Origin of the sequence: Streptomyces sp. ActVer (genome assembly GCF_027270795.1) — a bacterium.
Lineage (GTDB): Bacteria > Actinomycetota > Actinomycetes > Streptomycetales > Streptomycetaceae > Streptomyces > Streptomyces umbrinus_A.
In genome coordinates, this window is record NZ_JAPWHT010000021.1 from 18,581 (window position 1) to 33,187 (window position 14,607).

19 protein-coding genes and 1 pseudogene are annotated in these 14,607 nt (G+C 69.5%); 11 read left to right on the top strand and 9 right to left on the bottom strand.

Annotation, left to right across the window (positions count from 1 at the left end; translation table 11 throughout):
- Positions 1–807 carry an MBL fold metallo-hydrolase gene (locus O3Q52_RS05865; protein WP_269647719.1) on the top strand — a complete coding sequence of 269 codons (807 nt, stop codon included), beginning with the start codon at positions 1–3 and terminating at the stop codon, positions 805–807.
- A 5-nt stretch (positions 808–812) separates the two neighbouring features.
- Positions 813–1,235 carry a nuclear transport factor 2 family protein gene (locus O3Q52_RS05870; protein WP_269647720.1) on the top strand — a complete coding sequence of 141 codons (423 nt, stop codon included), beginning with the start codon at positions 813–815 and terminating at the stop codon, positions 1,233–1,235.
- Between the two features lie 93 nt (positions 1,236–1,328).
- On the opposite strand, the gene O3Q52_RS05875 is transcribed toward O3Q52_RS05870, so the two are convergent.
- The 5 genes from O3Q52_RS05875 to O3Q52_RS05895 all read right to left on the bottom strand — a co-directional run bounded on the left by O3Q52_RS05875 (position 1,329) and on the right by O3Q52_RS05895 (position 4,324).
- Positions 1,329–1,466, bottom strand: a complete 138-nt coding sequence (locus O3Q52_RS05875) for a hypothetical protein (RefSeq protein WP_269647721.1) — start codon at positions 1,464–1,466, stop codon at positions 1,329–1,331.
- Between the two features lie 9 nt (positions 1,467–1,475).
- A complete protein-coding gene (locus O3Q52_RS05880; protein ID WP_269647722.1) occupies positions 1,476–3,089 on the bottom strand; it encodes an IS200/IS605 family accessory protein TnpB-related protein in 1,614 nt (537 codons plus the stop codon).
- Between the two features lie 174 nt (positions 3,090–3,263).
- Positions 3,264–3,521, bottom strand: coding sequence for a hypothetical protein (locus tag O3Q52_RS05885; RefSeq protein WP_269647723.1), 258 nt, complete (start codon positions 3,519–3,521; stop codon positions 3,264–3,266).
- 201 nt (positions 3,522–3,722) lie between these two features.
- Positions 3,723–3,920 (bottom strand): hypothetical protein, encoded by a 198-nt coding sequence (locus tag O3Q52_RS05890; protein WP_269647724.1) that lies wholly within the window; start codon positions 3,918–3,920, stop codon positions 3,723–3,725.
- Positions 3,884–4,324, bottom strand: a complete 441-nt coding sequence (locus O3Q52_RS05895) for a helix-turn-helix domain-containing protein (RefSeq protein WP_269647725.1) — start codon at positions 4,322–4,324, stop codon at positions 3,884–3,886. The genes O3Q52_RS05890 and O3Q52_RS05895 overlap by 37 nt, the downstream gene beginning before the upstream one ends.
- Before the next feature lie 70 nt (positions 4,325–4,394).
- Here O3Q52_RS05895 and O3Q52_RS05900 point away from each other — a divergent pair, with 70 nt between their 5' ends.
- Complete coding sequence (locus O3Q52_RS05900) at positions 4,395–5,222, top strand: NAD(P)H-binding protein (protein WP_269647726.1); 828 nt, start codon at positions 4,395–4,397, stop codon at positions 5,220–5,222.
- Between the two features lie 75 nt (positions 5,223–5,297).
- Here O3Q52_RS05900 and O3Q52_RS05905 read toward each other — a convergent pair whose 3' ends face one another.
- On the bottom strand, positions 5,298–6,872 hold the full coding sequence (locus O3Q52_RS05905; RefSeq protein ID WP_269647727.1) for a GMC family oxidoreductase: 1,575 nt from the start codon (positions 6,870–6,872) through the stop codon (positions 5,298–5,300).
- 186 nt (positions 6,873–7,058) lie between these two features.
- Here O3Q52_RS05905 and O3Q52_RS05910 point away from each other — a divergent pair, with 186 nt between their 5' ends.
- The 3 genes from O3Q52_RS05910 to O3Q52_RS05920 are packed head-to-tail and all read left to right on the top strand — an operon-like array spanning position 7,059 to position 9,065.
- On the top strand, positions 7,059–8,285 hold the full coding sequence (locus tag O3Q52_RS05910; RefSeq protein ID WP_269647728.1) for a sedoheptulose 7-phosphate cyclase: 1,227 nt from the start codon (positions 7,059–7,061) through the stop codon (positions 8,283–8,285).
- Entirely contained in the window at positions 8,278–8,712 is a 435-nt protein-coding gene (locus tag O3Q52_RS05915; RefSeq protein ID WP_269647729.1) for a cupin domain-containing protein, read from the top strand. The genes O3Q52_RS05910 and O3Q52_RS05915 overlap by 8 nt, the downstream gene beginning before the upstream one ends.
- Positions 8,709–9,065 (top strand): hypothetical protein, encoded by a 357-nt coding sequence (locus O3Q52_RS05920; RefSeq protein WP_269647730.1) that lies wholly within the window; start codon positions 8,709–8,711, stop codon positions 9,063–9,065. The genes O3Q52_RS05915 and O3Q52_RS05920 overlap by 4 nt, the downstream gene beginning before the upstream one ends.
- 65 nt (positions 9,066–9,130) lie before the next feature.
- Here the strand turns inward: O3Q52_RS05920 and O3Q52_RS05925 are convergent, their stop codons facing one another.
- A complete protein-coding gene (locus O3Q52_RS05925) occupies positions 9,131–9,403 on the bottom strand; it encodes a hypothetical protein (protein ID WP_269647731.1) in 273 nt (90 codons plus the stop codon).
- Positions 9,404–9,440: 37 nt separating this feature from the next.
- Here O3Q52_RS05925 and O3Q52_RS05930 point away from each other — a divergent pair, with 37 nt between their 5' ends.
- The gene (locus tag O3Q52_RS05930) at positions 9,441–10,079 is read left to right on the top strand and encodes a VOC family protein (protein WP_269647732.1); all 639 of its coding nucleotides are present in this window, start codon (positions 9,441–9,443) and stop codon (positions 10,077–10,079) included.
- A complete protein-coding gene (locus O3Q52_RS05935; RefSeq protein WP_269647733.1) occupies positions 10,072–10,731 on the top strand; it encodes an O-methyltransferase in 660 nt (219 codons plus the stop codon). Before O3Q52_RS05930 ends, O3Q52_RS05935 begins: the two co-directional genes overlap by 8 nt.
- A 148-nt stretch (positions 10,732–10,879) precedes the next feature.
- Here O3Q52_RS05935 and O3Q52_RS05940 read toward each other — a convergent pair.
- Positions 10,880–11,146: pseudogene (locus O3Q52_RS05940) on the bottom strand (TetR/AcrR family transcriptional regulator C-terminal domain-containing protein); the annotation flags it as partial.
- A gap of 186 nt (positions 11,147–11,332) precedes the next feature.
- Between O3Q52_RS05940 and O3Q52_RS05945 the strand changes: the two are divergent.
- Together O3Q52_RS05945 and O3Q52_RS05950 are read left to right on the top strand one after the other, a co-directional pair.
- Positions 11,333–11,866, top strand: coding sequence for a hypothetical protein (locus tag O3Q52_RS05945; RefSeq protein ID WP_269647734.1), 534 nt, complete (start codon positions 11,333–11,335; stop codon positions 11,864–11,866).
- Between the two features lie 30 nt (positions 11,867–11,896).
- Positions 11,897–12,352, top strand: a complete 456-nt coding sequence (locus O3Q52_RS05950; protein ID WP_269647735.1) for a hypothetical protein — start codon at positions 11,897–11,899, stop codon at positions 12,350–12,352.
- Positions 12,353–12,417: 65 nt separating this feature from the next.
- Here O3Q52_RS05950 and sigJ read toward each other — a convergent pair whose 3' ends face one another.
- On the bottom strand, positions 12,418–13,356 hold the full coding sequence (gene sigJ / locus O3Q52_RS05955; protein WP_269647736.1) for an RNA polymerase sigma factor SigJ: 939 nt from the start codon (positions 13,354–13,356) through the stop codon (positions 12,418–12,420).
- 150 nt (positions 13,357–13,506) lie between these two features.
- On the opposite strand from sigJ, the gene O3Q52_RS05960 reads away from it, so the two are divergent.
- A complete protein-coding gene (locus O3Q52_RS05960; protein ID WP_269647737.1) occupies positions 13,507–14,607 on the top strand; it encodes an LUD domain-containing protein in 1,101 nt (366 codons plus the stop codon).

The window sequence follows — 14,607 nt, forward strand, 5'->3', positions numbered from 1 at the left end:
ATGAGCACGCTGTCCTTCAAGGTCCTCGACCTCGACTTCCCCGCAGGCGTCAAGAACAAGACCGCCACCCTCGTCACCGGTGAGAACGAAGCCCTGCTCGTCGACGCCGGCTTCACACGGGCCGACGGCCACCGACTCGCCGCAGAGGTACTCGATTCCGGCAAGACCCTGACCAACGTCTTCATCAGCCACGGAGACCCCGACTTCTACTTCGGCGCCGAAGTCCTCGCCGACGCCTTCCCGGACGCCAGGTTCGTCGCCACCGACCACGTCATCGAGCACATCCAGCACTCCTACGAGGGCAAACTCAAGGCATGGGGGTCGCTCGGGGCGAACCTGCCCACACGCCTGGTCGACATCGAGCCGCTCACCGACGACCTCACCCTCGAAGGCCACCGCTTCGAACTCAAGGGGGGCGGCGCGAAGCTGCCCGACCGCCACTATCTGTGGCAGGCCGAGCACCGCGCCGTCGTCGGCGGCGTGCTCCTCTTCCAGAAGGAGCACGTCTGGGTCGCCGACACCGTCGAGCCCGAACAGCGCGCCGCATGGATCGACCTGCTGGACGAGATGACCGCCCTCGATCCGCAGCTGGTCGTCCCGGGCCACCGCCTGCCCGACACCCCGGCCGACGCGTCCGCCATCACGGCCACGCGGGACTACCTGACCGCCTTCGAAGAGGAGCTCGGCAAGGCCTCCGACGGGGCCTCTCTGACCGACGCGATGGTCAAGCGCCACCCCGACCACGGCATGCTGATCGCCGCACAGATCGGCGCGAAGGTAGCCAAGGGCGAAATGACGTGGGGCTGACCACCATGACCGCACCGAGCACCGACTTCGCGAACTCCGACTCCCCCACCGACGTGGTCCGACGCCAGTACCTCGCCTCGGCGGCCGGCGACCTGGAGGCTCTGCGCACCACCCTTGCCCCCGACGTCGAGTGGACCGAGATGGCGGGCTTCCCTCTGGCGGGCACCTACCGCACCCCGCACGAGGTCACCTCCCACGTGATGGAGAAGCTCGCACAGGACTGGGACGAGTGGACGGCACATGACGACACCTATGTGGCCGACGGCGAGAACGTCGTCGTCCTCGCCCGCTACACAGCCGCCAACAAGGAGACCGGGAAGCAACTCGTCGTCCGCGTCGCCCACCACTTCGTCGTCCGCGGCGGGAAGATCGTCCGCTTCGAGCAGTTCGTCGACACCGCACTCGTCCGCGACGCGATGACGAGCTGAGCCCTCAGGCGGCGGAGCCTTTCAGGGTCGCCATGCGCTCCGCCGCCGGCAGCAGCCCGCCTGGCTCATTGCGATGCGCCTGCTGGGAGGGGACTATCTGCGGGTGCCGGCGGGGCGGACCGACGCTGCCGCGGTGACGGCAGCGGAACCGCCTCCCGCGTAGGCGATGTTCGGCCGAGGCGGCCCGGCCATGCCGGCTCCCAGGAAATAGTCGACGTGGTGGGACTGCATGTACCGTTCCTAGAGACTGAGCGGGGGTGAGTCCTGTAGCCAGGACTCGTGCTCAGCCGAACGCCCCGAACGGTGTTGGGCGTTCTGGTTGCCCGCATTCGCTCCGCGTCCGGCGTGCACGGATCGTGTCCGTGGTCCGGGGACGCGGGGGCGGGTTCCCTCACGCCCAGAAACACGCCGACCGGCCTGGACGGTCCGATGCCCCTGCTCATCACTCCGGTGAGCAGGGGGCGGTGCCGTCCGTCGCCGGATCGGGTGTCCCTGGGCGCGCCTTCCGATCGCCACGGCGGCAGCGTCGTGGCGAGTGGTCCTACGGGTCGTGCTGGTGAGGGGTTTCTGCCAGTGCTGGGCGCCCCAACGGCTGGTGTAGGCCGGGTCGACGGCGATGACCGCGATGCCGGTCTGGTCGGCCATCGAGCTGAGTCGGGCGCGGAGCTTCCCGGTGGGCATGCCGGAGATCAGCTGCCTGAACCGCTTCTTGTGGCCGTGTTTCTCGCGGGTCTTCTCCGCGGTGAAGTCGAGGTCCTCGACCGCGATCGCCTTCACGCCACAGGTTCTGACCCAGTGCAGCAGCCGGGTGAGGGCGTGGCGGACCTGGGCGTCACGGTGCTCGGCGGTGCCGGACAGGTCGTAGAAGAAGCGGCGCGGGGCGCCGGTCGGGTTGCCGTGCGCGTCGAGACGCCAGGCGGCGAGGTGGTCGGCGTTCATGTCGACGCCGATCACGCCGTGGGCGAGCGCGGCGTCCAGCGGGAGGGTGGGGATGGATGGGATCTGCCAGGAGGCGGTCACATACCAGCGGTCGCGGTCCGCATCCAGGTGGAGGCGGTAGGCCACGGCACGGTTGGCTGCGACGCGGTCGGCCCATTCGGTGCCCCGGTGCGCGAACGTGACCCGGCAGGCGAGGACGTACCGTCCGTGCGGGGCGTTCGCCAGATGCGTGAGCGGCGCGGGGAGTTTGATGCTCACCTCGCCGTCGGGGCTGATGCGGATCGTCTCGTTGCCGTAGCGCTTGCCGGACTCCCCGTCGGCGGCCAGGAACCAGCGCTCGGCCTCCCAGGCCCGGTGCCACTCGCCCTCGGTGAGCCCTGCCTGGTCCAGGTGGTGCCGGGCACGGGCCAGCCGTTTGCCTCCCCGTACGACGTGTACGAGTCCGGCCTCACGGTCTGCCCGCGCGGCGGCCAGCCGGTCCTCCAGCACCCGCAGTCGCCGGGACTTCGCATGCCACTCCCGCCGAGACCGGTAGCCCCCCGGTGCTCCCTTGGTCCCCTTCTGCCCGACCGGCAGGGACAGCCGGTGCGTCAGCGTGCGGACGCCCGCTTCCAGGTTCTGGATGTGGGTCAACTGGCAGCGGCGGGCCAGCGCCCACTGGTCATGAGTGGCTTTGGTGATACTGCCCGCCCAGCGCGACGACGAGAGCGGCGTCAACTCCCGCTTACGCACCGCCCACGAGCCGCCGGAATGCGACAAGCCGTCCCGGCAGCGCGCCTTGAGGTCCACCGAAGCCAGCGAGCCCAGATGCGCACCCACCACACGCAGCACCTTCTCATCGTCCGGTGCCAGGTACTTGAGACGGGTACGGATCGCCACACCACTCGGGCCGGACGCGACGAACGATGGCGCCACCTCCCTCAGCCCACCCACCTCGTCACCCCCACCCAAAGACCCCTGTCACCACACTCAACGAGCGCCACCCGTGAAGGTCACGCATTCGATGCAAGAACGTCAGTTCCCCAACGGAAAGCCCACGCCACGACCCGGACACTCAACGCAGAACAGGCAACCAGCGCTCACTCCCGCTCACCAGAACACCCCTGAGCGCGCTCCAGTGACAGCAGCTCCAGACCCCTTGAACGTCATGGCGTTCCGGTAGGCGGGGTTGTGCACCGGCGTGTACAGCCGGGTGTTCGTCGGCCGGTTCGTCGAGAAAACGATCAACTCGTCGTACGCCGCGTTGGTGTACACGGCCTCCTCGCGCCAGTCTCCGAGGATGTCACCGACGAGGGTGGGCCCGCCTTGGGCAGCTGTGACCGCTCCGTAGTTCCAGGTGCTGACCACCCGCCGCCCTCCACCCTGTCCTGCTGGGCACCCACATCGTGGTCCGCGATTCGGTCCACCGCCTACGGGGAGGGTGACAGCCTCCTCCCGGAACCCACAATGCCGCCGGAACCCCTAACGGAAGCGGCTCACCGGCGTCACCGCGGCGGTTTCGACAGCGGCGCTCGCGCGTAGCCGTGCTGCCTGATGCGGGCGGCTGTCTCAGCGGCCGAGCAGCCGCGTGCCCGTCCCATCGTGGTGGTCGTCGGCGGCCAAGGTGAGGCTGCCGAGCTCGGCAAGCTGCTCGGCGCTCGGTTCGATGCCGTCGGCCGCGGTGTTCTGCGCGGCACGGGCGACCGGTTTGGTGCCGCCGCACCGAGCAGTCAGCGGGCGTCCGAGTCCTGGTGGGCCGTGTCCCATGCCTCGTGGGAGGCGGCGATGGCCGGGCGATGGGTGATCGACCAGTCGGCGAGGGCCTTTACCAGGTGAGTCAGGCTGTGTCCCATGTCCGTCAACTCGTACTCGACCTGCGGCGGGACCGTGGGATACACCGTGCGCCTCACCAGACCGTCGCGTTCAAGGCGGCGGACGGTGAGTGTGAGCATGCGCTGCGAGATGTCGCCGGGGATGGCGCGCTGGAGTTCCTTGAATCGGCGGATGCCAGAGGCCAGTTCGACCACCACGTAGACGGACCACTTGTCACCGAGCCGGTCCAGCACGTCCCGGACACCGCACTCGTCCTGTGGTGTGTCGCAGACGATCACGGGTTCGGCGGCCACCGGGGCGTTCGCCGGGCTGGTTACCGCCATGTGCCCTGCTGACATGAAAGTGCCTCCTTATGCGATCGAGTTCCTCTGCTGAGGATGGAACCACACAGCTCAGGAGGGACTTCCCATGATTCTGGTCACCGGCGCCGCCGGGGCACTCGGACAGCTCGTCGCCCAGCAACTGGCAGTACGCGACGACGTGGTGCTTGGTACCCGCACACCCCGTTCCGCGGGCGAGCGCCGCGTCGACTTCGACGATCCGGCATCGCTCGACTTCACGGGCGTGGACACCCTGTTGCTGATCTCCGCGGGATTCGGCGAGGACGACGTGGTCGTCGCCCGTCACGACGCGGCCATCACGGCGGCCGAGAAGGCGGGCGTACGGCACATCGTCTACACCAGCCTGAGCGGCGACGGCGACCACCTCGCCTACGCACTCCCCCATCGCTGGACCGAACGCCGAATCCGGCGGAGCAGCCTGGAGTGGACGATCCTGCGCAATGGCCTGTACGCCGAGTTCCTCGCCGCCATCGCCGCCCCGGGTCCCGACGGGACGATCACCGCGCCGCTCGGCGCGGGGCGCCTGGCCGCAGTCGCCCGCGAGGATCTCGCGGAGGTGGCCGCTCGCGTGGTGAGCGCCCCGGAGCGGCACGCGGGCCGCACGTACGAGCTTGTCGGCGAGGAAGCCCTCGGCGGTACGGAGCTGGCGGCAGCGGCCGGCGGCTCCTACGTGCCCGGCTCGCTCGCCCGAGCCCGGGAATCGATCGCTGCGGCCGGAGAGGCGCTGCCCTATCAGTTGCCGATGCTCGTGGGAACGTATTCGGCGATCGCGGCCGGCTTCCTGGACGGCACGGGCATCGAACTCAACGCTCTGCGTGGGCTGTTGGCGCGGGAGCCGCGGTCCGCTCTGGAGGCGTACACGGCCTCGGCCGGCGCGGCCCACTCGGTGCCGTAGACCGATCCGCGCCGACACCGTCCCGCCTCAACGGCCGCTCCCCCGCCCTGCCATCAGGGAACCGGAGCATCGACGTCAGACCGCGGGGTCCCGAGTGAATTGGTCGGCGATGAGTTCGGCGACCATGATCACGGTGAGGTTGGTGGCCACGGAGGGGATGTCGGGCAGGATCGAGGCGTCGACCACACGGAGCCCGGACACTCCTCGCACACGGCCGCGGTAGTCGACGACGGCGTGTGCGTCCGCGTCGGACCCCATGGGCGCGGTGGCACACAGGTGCGGGTACGGCTTGACGTGGGCGCGCAGGTACGCGGCAACGTCGGTGTCCGTCGTGACGGCGGGTCCGGGGGCGATTTCGTTCAGGCCCAGTGAGCACATCGGGGCGGTGTCGGCGAGCTCCCTGCCGAGAGCGATCGCCTCGGTCATCTTGTGCAGGTCCTTGGGGTCGTCGAGCAGGCCGAGGTGGAGCCGGGGCGGGACGGCCGGGTCCGTGCTTGCCAGTTGGAGGGTGCCGTGGGCGTCGGGTTCGGGGCGGGTGACGGAGAGCAGGAAGCCGAGTCCGCTGCCGTGCGGGTAGGCGTCGGACCGTACGAGGTGGCTCGGAGCGATCTGCAGGTCGAGTTCGTCGGCTCGGGCGAGCGAACTGCGCGTCGTCAGCAGGACCGACACCGGGGGCGTGGTCGCACCGAGTTGTTCAGCGTCGGCGCTGAACAACAGGTAGGCGCAGGGGTGTTCGCGCAGGCGGCGGCCGACCGGCAGATCGGTGACGACGTCGACGCCGAGTCGCTTGAGTTCGTCGGCCGGCCCGATGCCGGACCTCAGCAGGATGGCCGCGCTGCCTGCCGCACCGGCGGACAGGACGGTTTCCCTGGCCCGCAGGAGGGTGCCGTCGACGGTGCGGACGCCAATCGCGTTGCCCCGCCGGTCGAAGGCGACGGTGTCGATGGTGGTCGCGCCCATGATGTGCAGGTTGGGGCGGTCGCGCACCGTCTGGTGGAGGTACACCAGGCCTGTGCTCTGGCGGATGCCGTCGGCGAGGCCCAGCGGGAAGTGTCCGATGCCGCCGGTGTGGGGGGTGTTGAGGTCGTCGACGGACCGGAAGCCCAGAGCGGCGCAGGCGTCGCTGAAGGCCTGATGGGCCGGCGTGAGGTCCTGTGGGGAGACACGGCTGATGTGTACGGGACCGTCGTGCCCGTGCTGGGGCGGGTCGCTGTCGGCACTGCCGTCCCTGTCCGCCTCCAGTTTCCGGTAGTAGGGCAGGACGTCGTCGTAGCTCCAGCCGGTGAGCCCGTTCCGCTCCCAGCGGTGGAAGTCGGCGGGGTGGGCACGCATGGCCACTCCGGCGTTGATGGCCGACCCGCCGCCGAGGACCTTCGCCCGCACGAAAGACGCGGCGTGACCGGTGCGTTGGGGATCTGTTGGAGGTGCCTCCCACAGGAGGGAGGGGTCGCCTTCGTAGACCGCGCCTCTGAGGATGTGACGGGGCAGTTCGTGGGGCGCGCAGGCGGGTCCGGCCTCGGCCAGGAGCACGCTGCGGCCGGGTGACTCGCTCAGCCGGGCGGCCAGGACCGCTCCGGCGGAGCCACCGCCCACGATCACGACGTCGTACTCAAACGGCCTGGGGTCCTGGGAAGTTACTGGCGGCGCCATGCTCTCCTCGATCTTGCCACGGGCTCCCCCGTGAGGGTTCTGAGCAGGGGACTCACTTGTCGAGTGACGGATTGTTGCACAGAGATCACCACATGTAACCTTCGTCGCGTCGGGGGCCGCAACGGGCTCAAGTGCTTCGGCCGGCCCCGATGTCCCCACATCCGAGGTGAAGAGGGTCCTGCCGTCATGCCCAAAACACATCAGACCCCGCAGGACCGGGGGGTGCGGCCCTCGATCGCCCTCCCCCGGGCACTCGTGCCGTCGCGGACGGCTTGGGCGGTACGCGCCGAGCAAGCCGTCGAGTACGACGTCGTCCTCACCCGCGACCTGCTGGATCCCGCCGACGACTCCCTTGCCCGAGCGGGTGTCGGGGCGGCCCTCGCAGCACCGACGCGGCGCTGCGTCATCACCGAGCGAACCGTCGAACAGCTTTACGGAGACCGCCTGTCGGCGTACTTCCGGGCCCACGGGATCGATGTGCGATGGCTGGTCCTGGACCTCGGCGAGGAGAACAAGACCATCGAATCCGTCCTGCGGGTCGTGGACACCTTCGACTCCCACGGGATCCTGCGGCGGCAGGAGCCCGTCATCGCCGTGGGCGGCGGTGTCCTGACCGACATCGTGGGGTTCGCCTGCAGCGCCTATCGGCGCGGACTGCCCCATGTCAGGGTCCCCACCACACTGATCGGCCTGGTCGACGCGGGCATCGGAGCCAAGACCGGTGTCAACCACGGCGGGAGCAAGAACCGGCTGGGCAGCTACTTCCCCGCACGGCGCACGCTGGTCGACCCCGCCTTCCTGGCGACCTTGCCGAACCGTCATCTCTCCAACGGGCTGGCGGAGATCCTCAAGATCGCACTGGTCCTGGACCGACGGCTGTTCGAACTGTTGGAGGAGCACGGATCCCTCCTGCGCGCCGAACGCTTCCAGGGCATCTCCGCGCCCGGAGCCCAGGCCGCGGACGAGACGCTGCGCCGAGCGATCGGCGGCATGCTCGCCGAACTCGAACCGAACCTGTGGGAGGACCAACTCGAACGGGCCGTCGACTACGGCCACTCCTTCAGCCCTGCCCTGGAGATGCACGCACTCCCCGGCCTCCTGCACGGCGAGGCCGTCGCCATCGACATGGCACTGACCACGGTCATCTCCTGCGGCCGGGGACTGCTCACCACCGGCCAGCGCGATCGCGTACTGGCCGTCACGACGTCTCTCGGACTTCCCCTCACCCACCCGGTGTGCCGTCCGGACCTGCTGGAACACGCCCTCGCCGACACCGTCCGCCACCGCGACGGCCGCCAACGGCTGCCACTGCCCGCCGGCATCGGATCGGCGCTGTTCGTGAACGACCTGGCCGTCGACGAAGTCCGGTCCGCCGCGGCCTTCCTACACGAAAGAGGAAATGACAATGCCTGACGAACTACTGGTCGCGGACGTGCGTGGCGCGTCCGCCGTGCACGCCATGCACGGCGGCGCGGACATCGCCCGCTGGAAGTGCCTGGCCCGCCGGATGGGGCTGGCCGGGACCTGGGAAGCCATCGAGTGGGCCTCCCTGCCGCCCGGCGCGGTCTGCGGGGAGCACCGTCACACCCGTACCGAGGAGCTCTACTTCGTCCTCCAGGGCGAGGGCGAGATCCTCCTCAACGACGTGCCGCACCGCATCCGCCCCGGACATCTGGTCGTCAACGGCCTCGGCACGCGCCATCAGTTCCGCAACCTCGGTGACCAGGACCTCAACTGGCTCGTCATCGAGGTCTTCGGACCCGCCACCACCCGGGCGCTGATCGGATCCGGCACCACCCCAATCGCCCAGCCCATGCCTGCCCTTGAGAGGACCTCATGACCACCGCCACCATCATCGACCTCGCCGCCTGCGGAGAGGTCGACCTGACCACCATGCTGACGGGGCCGCTGCGCCAGGCCCGCGTCGTCACCCTGGAGACCGCGCAGGCCGAAACCCTGTCGGCCGCCGACCGTGAGCACACGCTCTTCGTGCTGGAGGGCACCGGCAACGCGCGGGCCGGCACCACGACGGTGGACCTGACGGCCGGTACCGCCGTCACCCTGCCGCTGGGCGGATCGATGACCATCAGCGCCGGCCCTGAGCCGCTGCGCTACTTCCACGCGAGCCTCATGACCCCCTCGGCCTCGGCCGGGTCGCTCTCGCCGACTGTCGAGGAAGCGGACGCACAGTGATCGTCACCACCGTGGAGGAGACCACCCGGACCTTCAAGGACGGTACCGCGCACACCGCGAGCCGTTCACTGGCCCGGCGCGGCTTCTTCTTCTCCGAGACCGAAGCCGTCGACCACCTCCAGCTGGCGCCCGGCGCCGAGATCGGAGTGCGCGGGCGCGAGGGAACCGAGGAGATCTGGTTCGTCGCCGGCGGCGACGGTCACCTCCTGCACCCGGACGGATCGACCGGAGTGCTGCACCGCGGCGCCCTCGCCGTCTGCTCCTTGAACAGCGGCGCACGCCTGCGCGCGGGTGACCGAGGCACGCGGCTCATCCTGGTCGCTGTGGCGCCCCGGCACCTCACAGCGCCATGCCGCCCCGACTGCCCGTCGCCTCGTGACGTCCACAGCCCCGACGACCACCACGTCCCCCGGGCTTCGGCATCCGGGCATCCCGGGCGCCACCAACGTGGACCACATCGCGTATACGGTGCCCGACCTCGACCAGGCCGTGGCCTTCTTCACCGAGGTGATCGGCGCCGAGCTGATCTACCGCGAAGGTCCCGTCCAGGACCCGCAGGGCGACATGATGCGCCGCCAACTCGGCGTCCATCCCATGGCCGTCGCACACATCGCCATGCTCCGCCTCGGCCCGGTGACCAACCTCGAGTTGTTCGAGTACGAGGCTCCGGACCAGAGCCGGGTCCTGCCGGCCAACAGCGACTGGGGCGGCCACCACTTGGCCATCCATGTGACCGACCTCGACGCCGCCGTGCGGTATCTGCGCGGACAGCCCGGAGTCGAGCTGCTCGGCACGGCCCAGACCATCCCGGACGGACCCATCTCGGGCAATCGCTGGATCTATTTCCGTACGCCCTGGGGCCTGCAGATGGAACTCGTCCAGGCGTCACCCGGCCTCCCCTACGAAAGCACCACCCGTGCCCGCCGCTACGGCCCGGCACCCGCATGGGACACCGACCACCCCAGCTCCCCCGATTCCTCGGACCCCCGACCCGCAAGGAACCCCAGTGCGTGATCAGATCGACATGACCCCTGCTCTGCTGGACTACGTCCGGGACGTCTCCCTGCGCGAGGACACTGTCCTGCGCGAGTTGCGCGACGACACCGCCGCGCTGCCCGACGGGATCATGCAGATCCTGCCCGAGGAGGCCCAGTTCCTGGCGCTGCTGATCCGTCTCACCGGCACGCGCGACGTCCTGGAGATCGGCACCTTCACCGGGTACAGCACGCTGGCGATGGCCCGTGCCATGCCGCCCGGTGGGAAGGTCGTCACCTGTGATGTCAGCGAGGACTGGACCGCCATGGCCCGCCGCGCCTGGCAGCGGGCGGACATGACCAACCGCATCGACCTCCGCCTCGGCGACGCGACGGCGACCCTGGAAACACTGCTGACCGAGCGCGGCCCCGCCTCGTTCGACCTCGTCTTCATCGACGCGGACAAGGCCCACTACCCCCACTACTACGAGCAGTCCCTCGCCCTCACCAGGCCCGGCGGCCTGATCGTCCTGGACAACACACTGTGGTCGGGCCGAGTCGTCGACCCCACCGCACAGGACGCCGACACCCAAGGCGTACGCGAGGTCAACGACACCCTCCTCAAGGACGAACGAGTCGATGTGTCCATGCTCCCGATGGCCGACGGCGTCACCCTTGCGCGCAAGCGGTAGCCCCTGAGACCGCGGCCAACCCTGACGGGCGCGTGCACGCGACCACGTCCCAATCACTCTGAGCGCGCCCGCCGGTGAGTCCCACCGGCGGGCGCGCTTGGCTCAACTGCAGTTCGCCTGCCCAAGGAAGTGGGAGAGCGTCGTCGGGCTAGCGGCGGGCGAGGCCGTCGATCATCAGGCCGAGGCTGAAGTCGAACCGGTCGTGGCCCTCGCCGGCGGTGAGCTCGGCGGCATGGCGGGTGGTGTGGGGGAAGGTCTCGGCAGGCAGCGCGGCGAACCGGCGTAGCAGTTCATCGCGGTCGTGGACCCAGACAGCGTCGTCATCTGCTGATCGCTGGCGCGCAATCGATACCTCAAGGCAGTAGGCGGCCACGTACAGCAAGAGGGCGTCGATCGCCCAGGCGGCAGCCTGGGGGAACGCCGTCGTCCTCACCCGGTCACGTGCCGGTGGGCTGAACCCCTGTCCGTGTCTCCCTCGACCGCCGTCGAGCGTGTCCCTCCCAGGTCAACGTCAGGTCACCCCTGGCTTGCGGCGGACGAGCAAGCGGCAGTCGCCGGGCAGCAGGTCCTCGGTGATGTCCGGTCCTGAGAGGATCCTGGCGTGTTCAACTTCGGGATCGAAACCTACCGGCCCCACTGGCTGAACGGTCGCTCTGCGATCGTGGCGGGCCACGGCCGCCAACTGCGGGCACTCATCGGCCGCCCGTTGACCCACGCCTGGCTGGTCTGGGACGTCCAGGACAACGAGTGGTTCTCCGACTGCCCCGTCCTGCTCGACTTCACCGGCGAACAGGTCGAGATCAACCACCAGAAGTTCGGCGACCTCTCGATCACCTGGAACACGGTCGACCCCCACCAGCCGGTCCGATGGCCCGACTTCGATCTCCGGTGGCGGTGCGACACGCGCCGCGAGCTGCACGCCCTCCAGGACCAAACCCTTCAGGACGTCGAACTCCTCCAATGGACCGGCACAGACATGGCCCAGGGAACAGTCGCTGTCAGCTTTCGCTTCCTCCACAGCCAACTGACCATCGCCAACGCCCTCGACGAGAACGACCTGACCTTCGGCCCACCCGAGTCACGCTACCGGCGTCACTCACTGCGCTGGAGCACAGGCGCCGAACAAGGCCGGTAGGCCCCCGTACGAGCGTGACAACATGCGATCATGCCCGTCCCGCACCCCAACGGGGAATACGCGATCACCGCGATGTACTCCGTCCCCGATGACGCCTGGTACCTGGAACTGGATCTCGTTGCCGGGCAACGAACTCTTGTGACCGCGATCGTCCCTGACGAGGACCCGGCTCGGGAGCCGACGGTGTGTTTCGATCCCGGCGGGCAACACGTCGACGTCCCGTACGAGGTCATGCGGTGGTTCATGGACCAGGTCGAGGAGGAGATCCGCACGTCCCGTGCCTGGATGCTGCTGCGGCCCGAACTCGTCGAGGCCATTTGCCGATTGCGCCAGGAGTACATGGGTGTCATCGACGATGACGACTTTCCTGTTGTCCTGGCAGAGGTGCGAGTCGCGGTCCCCGCGGCCGACCTCCCCGCCGTTCTTGCGGCCGCCTTCGGGCGGCAGCCCGACGGAACCACCTTGGACCGTCCAGGGCGTGTTTGAGATGTGGGCTCGGTGCGGGTCGGTGCTGGTCACGAGTCGATCGCCGCGGTGTTTCGGATCGCTCCTCAGCCGATCCGCCAGGGACGGAGCTTCTCGGGGTTTCGCACCGCCCAGATGTGCCTGATCCGGTCGCCCACGATCTCGAACGCGAACACCGTCGCGATATCGCCGTCCTGCTGCGCCACCAGGCCGGGCAGGCCGTTGACCGTGCACTCCAGGAACGTCGTACGGTGGCCCGACACCCGGGCGATCTCGGCGTAGGCACGTGCGATCTGCTCGCCGCCCACGATCGGGAGCAGGTGAGTGACGGCCAGCCCGCCGCCGTCGGCGGTCGCGGTGGCGTCGGGGTCGAGCAGGCTGATCAGGGCATCGATGTCCTTGGCCTGCCATGCCGTTCTGAACTGCCTGACGATTGCGGCCTGCCCGGCGCTCGGGCCCGCCGGGGTCCGTGCGGTGCGGACGTGCCGTCGGGCGGACGAGGCCAGTTGGCGGCACGCCGCCGGAGTGCGGCCCACGATCTCGGCGACCTCGCCGAAGGGGTAGCGGAAGACGTCGTGCAGGACGAACGCCACGCGCTCGGCCGGGGTCATCGAATCGAGGACTACCAGGAAGGCCATCGTCACCGACTCGTCCAGGGTGACCCGATCGGCCGGGTCGACGCCGCCGGCGCCGGAGCGCCCAGTGGTCCACTCCGTGGGCTCCGGCAGCGGTTCCGGAATCCAGTCGCCCACGTACGTCTCCCGCCTGGCCCGCGCCGAGCCGAGCAGGTTCAGGCAGATGCGGCTGGCGACCGTCATCAGCCAGGCGCCGGGCGACTCGATGGCCTGCCGCTCCCGTGCGGACATGGCGTACCAGCGGGCGTAGGTCTCCTGCACGACGTCCTCGGCGTCGGCAAGGGACCCGAGGAGTCGATAGCCGAGGTTGATCAAGTGGCGCCGCTCGCTCATGATCGCGCTGAGGCCCGGATCGCTCTGGTCGTCGCCGGGCTCGGCTCTGCTCGTCATGGTCCGGCCGTCTCCCTCACTCGGTTCTGTGCCTCTACCCGATACGACAGGACAGCTCGCCGGAATGTGAGGCCGCCGCGCCACCTCACATTCCGCAGGGCTGCGTTGTCGTACCGGTGAGGACGACAACAGGACCGAGAGGTGATTCCCATGAACGACTTCCAGGCCATCGCGGACCGCGTCGAGACAGAGGCACTGCGCGGCGAGTTCACCGACGCGGTGATGATGCGCGACCGACCCCGCCTGGCGTCGCTGTTCACACCGGACGGTGCCCTGCGCATGCCCAACATCCCCGCCGAGCAGATCGGCCGGGAGGAGATCCGGGCCGGGGGCGAGCGGCTGCAGAGCCTGTGGGACTTCTTCGTACAGAACACACACCCCGGCACGATCCTGCTCGACGGCGACACCGCGACCGGCCGCGCCTACATCCAGGAACTCGCGCGCACCCTCGACGGACGGCAGGGTCTGAACTACGCCGTCTACCACGACCGCTATCAACGCACCCCGGAGGGCTGGAAGTTCACCGAGCGGGTGTACGAGGTCAGGTACCTCGACACCTCCCCGCTGGCGGGTACGGCGCCCCGCGCGGAGCAGAGCTCCGGGACCAACCCGGCAGACGACACGGCCGCCCCGGCTCCGGACGTGTCCTTCGCCGACCCGGCATCGGCCGAACGACTGGAGCGGGCAGCAGCCGCGCTGCGGGCGGGAGGCTTCGCCGCCGAGATCCTCGACGACGCCGAGGCCGCGCGCTCCCGCATCAAGGACCTGGTACCCGAGGGCGCCAGCGTGCTCACCGGAGCCAGCGAGACCCTCCGGCTGTCCGGCATCGACGAGGACATCAACTCCGGCGGCCGGTACGACGCCATCAGGCCGCGCGTCCTGGCCATCGACCGTGCCACCGGCGCCGACGAGATCCGAAGGCTGGTCACCGGCCCCGACTTCGTCGTGAACAGCGTCGCCGCGGTCACCGAGACCGGCTCGCTCGTTCTTGCCTCGGGCAGCGGCAGCCAGCTCCCCGCCAACGCGGGCGGCGCCGCCAACGCGGTCTGGATCGTCGGCGCGCAGAAGGTGGTGCCCGACCTGAGCACAGCGCTGCGCCGCGTCGAGGAGCACGCCCTCCCGCTGGAGAACGCCCGCGCCCAGGCGGTGTACGGGATGCCCAGCACCGTCAACCGCCTGCTCATCCTCAACGCGGAGACCCGCCCGGGGCGCGGCACCGTGCTGCTCCTCCGAGAGGCCATCGGATACTGA

Excerpts from the sequence above, each read along its gene's own strand:
- O3Q52_RS05895 (WP_269647725.1), bottom strand. The coding sequence starts at position 4,324 with ATGTCAGCAGGGCACATGGCGGTAACCAGCCCGGCGAACGCCCCGGTG.
- O3Q52_RS05915 (WP_269647729.1), top strand. The coding sequence starts at position 8,278 with ATGCCTGACGAACTACTGGTCGCGGACGTGCGTGGCGCGTCCGCCGTG.
- O3Q52_RS05900 (WP_269647726.1), top strand. The coding sequence starts at position 4,395 with ATGATTCTGGTCACCGGCGCCGCCGGGGCACTCGGACAGCTCGTCGCC.
- O3Q52_RS05875 (WP_269647721.1), bottom strand. The coding sequence starts at position 1,466 with ATGCAGTCCCACCACGTCGACTATTTCCTGGGAGCCGGCATGGCCGGG.
- O3Q52_RS05910 (WP_269647728.1), top strand. The coding sequence starts at position 7,059 with ATGCCCAAAACACATCAGACCCCGCAGGACCGGGGGGTGCGGCCCTCG.
- O3Q52_RS05905 (WP_269647727.1), bottom strand. The coding sequence starts at position 6,872 with ATGGCGCCGCCAGTAACTTCCCAGGACCCCAGGCCGTTTGAGTACGAC.
- O3Q52_RS05865 (WP_269647719.1), top strand. The coding sequence starts at position 1 with ATGAGCACGCTGTCCTTCAAGGTCCTCGACCTCGACTTCCCCGCAGGC.
- O3Q52_RS05870 (WP_269647720.1), top strand. The coding sequence starts at position 813 with ATGACCGCACCGAGCACCGACTTCGCGAACTCCGACTCCCCCACCGAC.
- O3Q52_RS05890 (WP_269647724.1), bottom strand. The coding sequence starts at position 3,920 with ATGGGACACGGCCCACCAGGACTCGGACGCCCGCTGACTGCTCGGTGC.
- O3Q52_RS05960 (WP_269647737.1), top strand. The coding sequence starts at position 13,507 with ATGAACGACTTCCAGGCCATCGCGGACCGCGTCGAGACAGAGGCACTG.
- O3Q52_RS05950 (WP_269647735.1), top strand. The coding sequence starts at position 11,897 with ATGCCCGTCCCGCACCCCAACGGGGAATACGCGATCACCGCGATGTAC.
- sigJ (WP_269647736.1), bottom strand. The coding sequence starts at position 13,356 with ATGACGAGCAGAGCCGAGCCCGGCGACGACCAGAGCGATCCGGGCCTC.
- O3Q52_RS05920 (WP_269647730.1), top strand. The coding sequence starts at position 8,709 with ATGACCACCGCCACCATCATCGACCTCGCCGCCTGCGGAGAGGTCGAC.